The organism is Peribacillus psychrosaccharolyticus ATCC 23296, from assembly GCF_000305495.1.
Taxonomy (GTDB): Bacteria; Bacillota; Bacilli; order Bacillales; family DSM-1321; genus Peribacillus; species Peribacillus psychrosaccharolyticus.
Genome location: NZ_AJTN02000052.1, coordinates 1 through 7,325 on the forward strand (window position 1 = coordinate 1; position 7,325 = coordinate 7,325).

The 7,325-nt window shown below is 37.8% G+C and carries 7 protein-coding genes and 1 pseudogene; 7 read left to right on the forward strand and 1 reads right to left on the reverse strand.

All coding sequences use genetic code 11. The features are described from left to right. A partial coding sequence (locus WYK_RS05055) for a hypothetical protein (protein ID WP_152526411.1) occupies positions 1 to 249 on the reverse strand: 249 nt, incomplete at its 3' end. 129 nt (positions 250 to 378) lie between these two features. Between WYK_RS05055 and WYK_RS05060 the strand changes: the two genes are divergently transcribed. From WYK_RS05060 to qoxA, 7 genes and pseudogenes are all read left to right on the forward strand, one after another. Then, positions 379 to 1,215, forward strand: coding sequence for a tetratricopeptide repeat protein (locus WYK_RS05060; RefSeq protein WP_040373503.1), 837 nt, complete (start codon positions 379 to 381; stop codon positions 1,213 to 1,215). 294 nt (positions 1,216 to 1,509) lie between these two features. Then, positions 1,510 to 2,269, forward strand: a pseudogene (locus tag WYK_RS05065) (alpha/beta hydrolase). A gap of 124 nt (positions 2,270 to 2,393) precedes the next feature. Next, positions 2,394 to 3,098 (forward strand): response regulator transcription factor, encoded by a 705-nt coding sequence (locus WYK_RS05070; RefSeq protein WP_040373504.1) that lies wholly within the window; start codon positions 2,394 to 2,396, stop codon positions 3,096 to 3,098. Next, complete coding sequence (locus tag WYK_RS05075) at positions 3,088 to 4,497, forward strand: sensor histidine kinase (protein ID WP_040373505.1); 1,410 nt, start codon at positions 3,088 to 3,090, stop codon at positions 4,495 to 4,497. Before WYK_RS05070 ends, WYK_RS05075 begins: the two co-directional genes overlap by 11 nt. Positions 4,498 to 4,647: 150 nt before the next feature. Further along, positions 4,648 to 5,910: a S1C family serine protease gene (locus WYK_RS05080; RefSeq protein WP_051387315.1), complete on the forward strand. Its 1,263-nt coding sequence runs from the start codon at positions 4,648 to 4,650 to the stop codon at positions 5,908 to 5,910. 263 nt (positions 5,911 to 6,173) lie between these two features. Further along, the gene (locus tag WYK_RS05085; RefSeq protein ID WP_040373506.1) at positions 6,174 to 6,308 is read left to right on the forward strand and encodes a BA3454 family stress response protein; all 135 of its coding nucleotides are present in this window, start codon (positions 6,174 to 6,176) and stop codon (positions 6,306 to 6,308) included. A gap of 338 nt (positions 6,309 to 6,646) precedes the next feature. Next, a partial coding sequence (gene qoxA, locus WYK_RS05090; protein WP_040373507.1) for a cytochrome aa3 quinol oxidase subunit II occupies positions 6,647 to 7,325 on the forward strand: 679 nt, incomplete at its 3' end.

Consider the following 7,325-nt stretch of genomic DNA (forward strand, 5'->3'; position numbering starts at 1 on the left):
AATGTGTTTTAGAGACGCATCGTACTGATCATTTGGTTTATCTTTGTGATAAGGAACATAGGGAATAAGTGATCGGATGTGTGCTTGTAAGTCTGCCGTATGACTTTTTTCAAGTTGTAATTTCAAATCAGCTAATTCCTCTTCAGTTGCGTATATTCTAAAGTTTGGATTTTCTTCAATCAGCGGCTTTTCAAGAATATCTCCACTTACGAGATCAACGAAATAGGCTTGTTTTTCGGAATTCATCATGTCCATCTCCTCATTTTCTTTAGTACTATTCTTTTACCACAATTTTGAATGTTTTAACCCTATTCACTGAAAAGGAAACTATTATAATGGTATAATGAACCAATTAGAAAGAGGATTGGAGAGGATACCATGCGAAAAAAAGCTCTATTATTTCTACTTGCTTTAAGTCTGTTAGCGGGTTGTACAACACGTGCCTATGAGACGAACATGGAGTTAGGCAGGAATGAATTAAAGAAACAACATTATTTAGAAGCTTCTGAAGCATTCGATAAGGCTTATCAAGATAATGATTCCGCTGAAGCAAAAGATCTTCGTAACATGTCAGCAGCTATGAGTAAAGCAATGACCGCCTATGAAACGTCAGATTATCCAACTGCTCTTACTTTATTAGATAAAGTAATCAAGTATAAAACGAGTGAGTCTGAGGGGAAAGACGTTCATAAACAAGCGAAAGAGCTGAAGAAGGAAGTAAGTAAAGCCATAAAAGAAAGTGAAGAAATGACATTAAAACTAGAAGAAGGAAAAGTTTTGCTTTCGCAAAAACAATATAAAGAGGCACACAGCCTTTTCCGAGAAGTGACTGAATCAAATCAGCCATCGACAAGTAAGCTTAAGAGTGAAGCAAAAAAACTGATTGATAAAACGGTACAAAGCGAGGATCAAACAGGAAACACTTCTGAAACGGAGAAACCTGAAGAAACGGACAAACAATCTGAAACTAAAGAAACCAATGAGTCCACGGAATTAACCAAAGAAGAAGGCAAAGAATTAGTTGCCGAATTTATTAAGATGAACGACTCATCAAATTTAACGATACAATTTGATCGAGAAGATGAAAAAGGCAATTATATTTTTCAAGTTTACGAAATTGTCATAGACAACGCAGAAACAAAAGAAGGCCATACTGCCACATGGGGCTGGTACAGCGTTAACCCCAAAACAAAAGAAGTTGAAGATTTAATGTAGCAAAGGAGCTTTTCGGAGCTCTTTTTTTTATGCACGGAATCACATTTTGGCTGGTGAGTGGGTTCAGATGTGAAGTTTCCTCGCCGGATTTTGCTCTGAAAAGAGAAGAGAGTCATTTTGGAAAAAACAATTATACCCACAGGGGTAATTTTCAACTGATAAAAGGCTTCAGACGGGAATAACGGTCTTCCAGACGGGAATAACAAGTTTTCCCCCCAACCCAATATTAAGCAGGAATTCCATTCTGGAGAGCGAATGTGATTTATATGTGATTTAAGAATGGGGGAGTTGTTGATGACGGAAGAGTATCTTGTACTGGATGGTGCTGAGCCTTTCTTTTTCGAAGGTAATGATATCGGCGTTTTACTATGTCATGGCTTTACCGGAACAACACAGAGTATGAAGCCGCTTGGTGAAGCGTATGCTAAGGCTGGCTATACTTGTCTGCGGGCCGCGTCTTAAGGGGCATGGCACTCATTATGAAGAAATGGAACGGACAAAGATGGAAGATTGGATGGCGTCGGTTGAGGAAGGATTAGTTTGGCTGAAGGATCGCTGTGAGACCATCTTCTTGACGGGTCTCTCGATGGGAGGGACACTCACACTCTACTTGGCTGAAAAGTATTCAGATATTAAAGGAATTGTCCTTATTAATGCGGCGGTGGAGCTGCCGCAATTGGAAATGGCTCAGCATATAACCGATACACGTTTTCTCAATGCAATTGGCTCTGATATTAAACTGGTTGGCAATCAGGAGCTGGCTTATATGAAAACGCCGGTTCGTTCAATAAAGGAACTGATAAAGTTAACGGACGCAGTCAGCAGAAAGTTAAACAAGGTTAGTTGCCCTGTCTTACTATTTGTTTCAATAGAAGACCATGTAGTACCTCCAAATAATACACAAATTATTTATGATAGAATCAGTGCAAATGATAAAAAAATAATTACGCTTAAAAACAGTTACCATGTGGCGACGCTGGATAATGATCAAGGAATTATTATTAGTGAAACCTTAGCGTTTATAAAACGAGCAGCAAATAGTAATAGCTTGTAATTATGAGGTACAGCTGTTTTTATGAAAGCATCTTTTTCGCATACTTATGGTATAAAAGTTGTAAATATTGCTAAATACCCGTAATTTTAAAGGTAATAACGATTGTTGAAGGAGATTTGAGCAAATGAAGATCCTTGTAATAGAAGATAATGAAAGTGTCTGTTCGATGCTGGAGATGTTTTTTGCAAAAGAAGGGATTACTGGCGAATTCGTAATGAATGGGCTTGATGGTTACAATCGGTATCTTTCAGGAAAATGGGATGTGCTGATTCTTGATTGGATGCTGCCGGGGATGGATGGAGTAGCTATTTGTCGGAAAATAAGGAGTGCAAAGGATACCATTCCAATCATAATGTTGACGGCAAAAGACAGCGAATCTGATCAGGTGCTGGGTCTGGAACTGGGGGCAGATGATTATGTAACGAAGCCGTTTAGTCCGTTGGCGTTAATGGCGAGGATTAAGGCAGTAACAAGGAGATATCAAAGTGGGAGTGCGGAGCAAAAGGAACAACATATGCTTGAAACGAAGTATCTAAGGATTAATAAAGATACAAGAGAAGTCTTCCTAGATGATAAGCCAATTACAAATTTGACACCAAAAGAATTTGATTTGCTTTCGTATTTTGTACAGTCACCTCGGCAAGTGTTTTCGCGAGACCAGCTGCTGGAGCGTGTATGGGGTTATCAATTTTATGGTGATGAACGGACCGTGGATGTTCATATAAAAAGGCTGCGAAATAAAATAGGATCACCGGCACGTCCTATGCTTCATACGGTTTGGGGTGTCGGGTATAAATTCGATGAAAGTGGAGCGGGGTATGAGAATTAAATATCTTTATCAACTGCTGGGAAGTAATATTATTATCTTGATTGTCGCTTTTCTTATTTTAAGTTTGCTGTTTGCGAAATACGTTGAACAGCTTGTTTATGAAAATACAACGAATGAACTGATTACATATGGCGAAGAAATCTTAACGGAGTTTGAAAATAATCCAAGAGGTCAATCTACAGTACTTAATCAGTATGCTTCTGTTCTTGATGATCGGGATATCTTTTTTAGTGTGTTTGATCAGAATCGCGACATTGTTTATCCTTATTCAGGTCGTTTGTCGCGTTTTGAGCCAAGCAATCAAGAGTGGGAGAAATTAGCACGGGGTGACACAGTCATTATCCGTCAAGAAAGTAAACGCTTTGAACAGGAAGTTTCACTCGTTGTCCTTCCTTATATCCAAGCAGGGACACTGGTCGGTGGAATCTTACTAATTGCCCCAGTCAGCGGTTCAAGAGAAATGATCAGCGAAATTAACCAGTATCTTGTTATTACTGTACTAATTGCTCTCACGATCTCCTTCCTATTAAGCTGGCTGCTCTCAAGGGTGCACGTCAAACGAATTCAACGGATTCGTGATGCCGCCTCGATGATTGCGAGTGGGAATTATAATGTTCATGTCCCATCAGCTAATTTTGATGAAATCGGTGATCTTGGAAATGATTTTAATGAGATGGCAGGAAAGTTGAAAGCTTCTAATGAAGAAATTGAAAATTTAGAGAGCAGAAGACGGCAGTTTATGGCGGATGTTTCTCATGAACTAAGGACACCTTTGACCACAATCAGCGGGATGCTTGAAGGCTTAAGAGATGACATGATTCCCGAAAAAGAGAAACTGAAGGGTGTTAACCTTGCGAGTCAGGAAGCAAAACGGCTGATTCGCTTAGTTAATGAAAACTTAGATTATGAAAAAGTTCGTTCTAATCAAATAAAACTGATTAAAGAATCAATACAGCTGCACGAGTTGATGGAAGTGATAAAAGAACATCTCAACATTCAGGCAGCGAATAAACAAAACGAAATACTTGTCGAAGCTGCTGAAGAAGTACTCGTGTATGCGGATTACGACAGGTTGATTCAAATCTTGATTAATATTACTAAAAACAGCATACAATTTACGGATAATGGAACCATTTGGCTCAGAGGAAGAGAGAGTAATAAGGAAACGATTATTGAAATTGAAGATTCAGGAATTGGCATTGATCCGGATGATATCCAAACAATCTGGCGTCGATTTTATAAAGCTGATCTTTCTCGGACAAATAATCCATATGGGGAATTTGGACTTGGGTTGTCAATTGTAAAAAAATTAGTTGAACTGCATGGGGGAAGGATAGAAGTATCTAGTATAAAAGGAAAAGGGACAATATTTACAATTTACTTACCTCTATTAGATTAGTGAAGGATAAGACTTGGCTTTTAAAAGCCAATGTCTTATTTTTTTTACATCATTTCATTCGGGTTTCATGAATTGTTAATAAATTTTTAATAATTGATGGTTATGATGATACCAAGATAACCAAAAAATAAAAATGAGGTGTGAAAAGATATGGAAAACAACATTGAAACAGAAAGAATTGAACAGACTCCTGAGGTTACTCAAACGACTCGGAAAGAACAAAAGAGGAAGTCTATCTGGTTTTCATCGCTCACATCGGGAATTGTCGGTTCATTGTTAACTTGTTCAGTATTTGTTTTTGGGGCTGATTATATGGATTTTAATCAAACGTCTCAGAATGATACGCAGGGTGCTGCACTTATAGAAGGGAAAAATGATTCTGCTTTGCTGCCTGTAAAAAAAACTTCATATAGTAATGATAACTCTGGTATAGCAGATATGGTTGAAAAAGCGTCTAATTCGATTGTTGGAGTAATTAATTATCAACAGCAGCAAAGCTCATACAGCGGTGGGATGTTTCCAAATTCCAGCTCAAGTGACAGTTCATCAGAGGTAGAGAGTGGAACAGGTTCAGGGGTTATGTACAAAAAGGTAGGAAATAAAGCGTATATTATCACAAATAATCACGTGATAGAGAATGCGAGTAAGGTTGAGGTTTCTCTCGATGACGGCGTAAAGACAGCGGCAGAGGTTGTTGGTTCAGATGCGTTAACGGATCTTGCGGTTATTTCGATTGATGCTTCTAAGGCACCTGATAAAATTAGTTTTGGAAATTCTGATGCGATTCGTACAGGGGACTCCGTTATTGCGATAGGTAATCCGCTTGGTCTAGATTTATCACGTACAGTAACACAGGGGATTGTTAGTGCAACTGGCCGTTCAATAGATGTCACGACATCAGCAGGTGAATGGAATTTAGATGTTATTCAGACAGATGCAGCGATTAATCCAGGGAACAGCGGAGGAGCACTGATTAACGCGCAAGGTGATGTTATTGGTATTAACAGCTTGAAAATATCTGAAGATGGTGTTGAGGGACTTGGTTTTGCGATTCCAAGTAATGATTTACTCCCAATCGTTGAAGAAATTATTAAGGATGGAAAGGTCACTAGGCCATATTTAGGGGTCAGCCTTGGAAATGTCGGCGAACTTCCTCAAAACTATCAGCAGTCAATTAATCAAGCAGCCGCAGAAGGCGTTATGGTCACAAGTGTTGAGAACGGCTCACCAGCAGCAGAGGGCGGACTTATGCAAAAGGACATCATTACAGAAATTAATGGTACGAAAATCACAACTACATCAGAATTAAGAAAATATTTATATAAAAATGGAAAAGTCGGTCAAGAAATGAGCTTTACCGTGTATCGTGGTGACGATAACAAAACGATAAAAATCAAGTTAGGTAAATCATAACATCCGTACGTAAGCTGTCATTCACCTTATCCGAATTGGGGGCAGGTAAGTGACAGTTTTTTTTTCTGTCCTTGAACAGAACCACAACATTTGCCAATTAAAAAAAGCTTGTTGTTTCGAAATGAATAGTGTAATATATTTACAAATATTCAAAAAAACCCAATAAGGTCGATTGCAATCGTAATAAAACATTTATTACCAAGTTTATTTTTCAGAAATGGATGGTATATAAATACTAGAGTCTATTATAAGGAAGTGATATCATGGTTCAATTTACAGTACGTGTTAATTATCAAGGTAAGCTTTATCAAACCAATGTTCTTGCACATCGTGAAGATGCAGAAGAAGAAATCTATAACAGAGCTTTTGAGCAAGTGCAAAAACAATGGAGAGAATAGAAAGAAGCAGGTCCTCAATAGGATGCCTGCTTCTTTTTATTTTTGATCAAATTTATTATGTTGAAAAAACAATTTTAGCGAATATTGAAGAGAGATAACGAAAGTTAAGAAATGAACAAACTTGAACAATAGTAATTCATCTTTTACGATTAATCCAATTTAAAGTACTCGCTTCCATTATTTGATTGAATTTTAATGAACATTTTGTGACATAAATCTTAATCCATTGTATTTTCTCTTTTATAATACTAAGATAGAATCGTGAGTTTGTGAATATATTAACACTTGCAGTGAAACTGCAAGTTATAATTTTATTTTCGAGGGGAAAGGAGTACAAAATGAAACTAAAGGGAATTTTACTGTTTTTAATTTTCACTATTGTCACCGTGTTAACGGGGTGTGATAATCCGTTACTCGTTCTTGATCCAAAAGGCCCGGTTGCTGAAGAGCAATCAAGTGTTATTAAGTTGTCTATGTTGACAATGGCCGGAGTTGTATTAGTTGTAATTGTTTTATATGCATTCATGCTTACTAAATATCGTGCTTCTAAATCTAGTGCGGACTACGAACCACCGCATATTGAAGGAAATAAATATCTTGAGGCGCTATGGATTGGTATTCCAATCATTATTGTTGCCTGCCTTGGTTGGATAACAGTTGGATCGCTTGATAAAGTCGAGAATGAACAAACTGGTTATACTGAAGATAAACTAACTATTTATGCCGTTTCATCTAATTTTAAATGGCACTTTAGCTATCCAGAAGAGGATATAGAAACGGTTAACTATTTGAACATCCCAACAGATCGACCACTTGAATTCAAATTATACTCGTATGGCCCTATTTCAAGTCTATGGATTCCACAACTTGGAGGTCAAAAGTATGCAATGAGTGACATGGTTAATACCCTGCATTTAGCGGCAGACGTTCCTGGAACTTATATGGGTAGAAACGCTAACTTCAGTGGTAAAGGATTTGCTCATATGGAGTTTGAAGCATTAGCTATGCCTCCTGCTG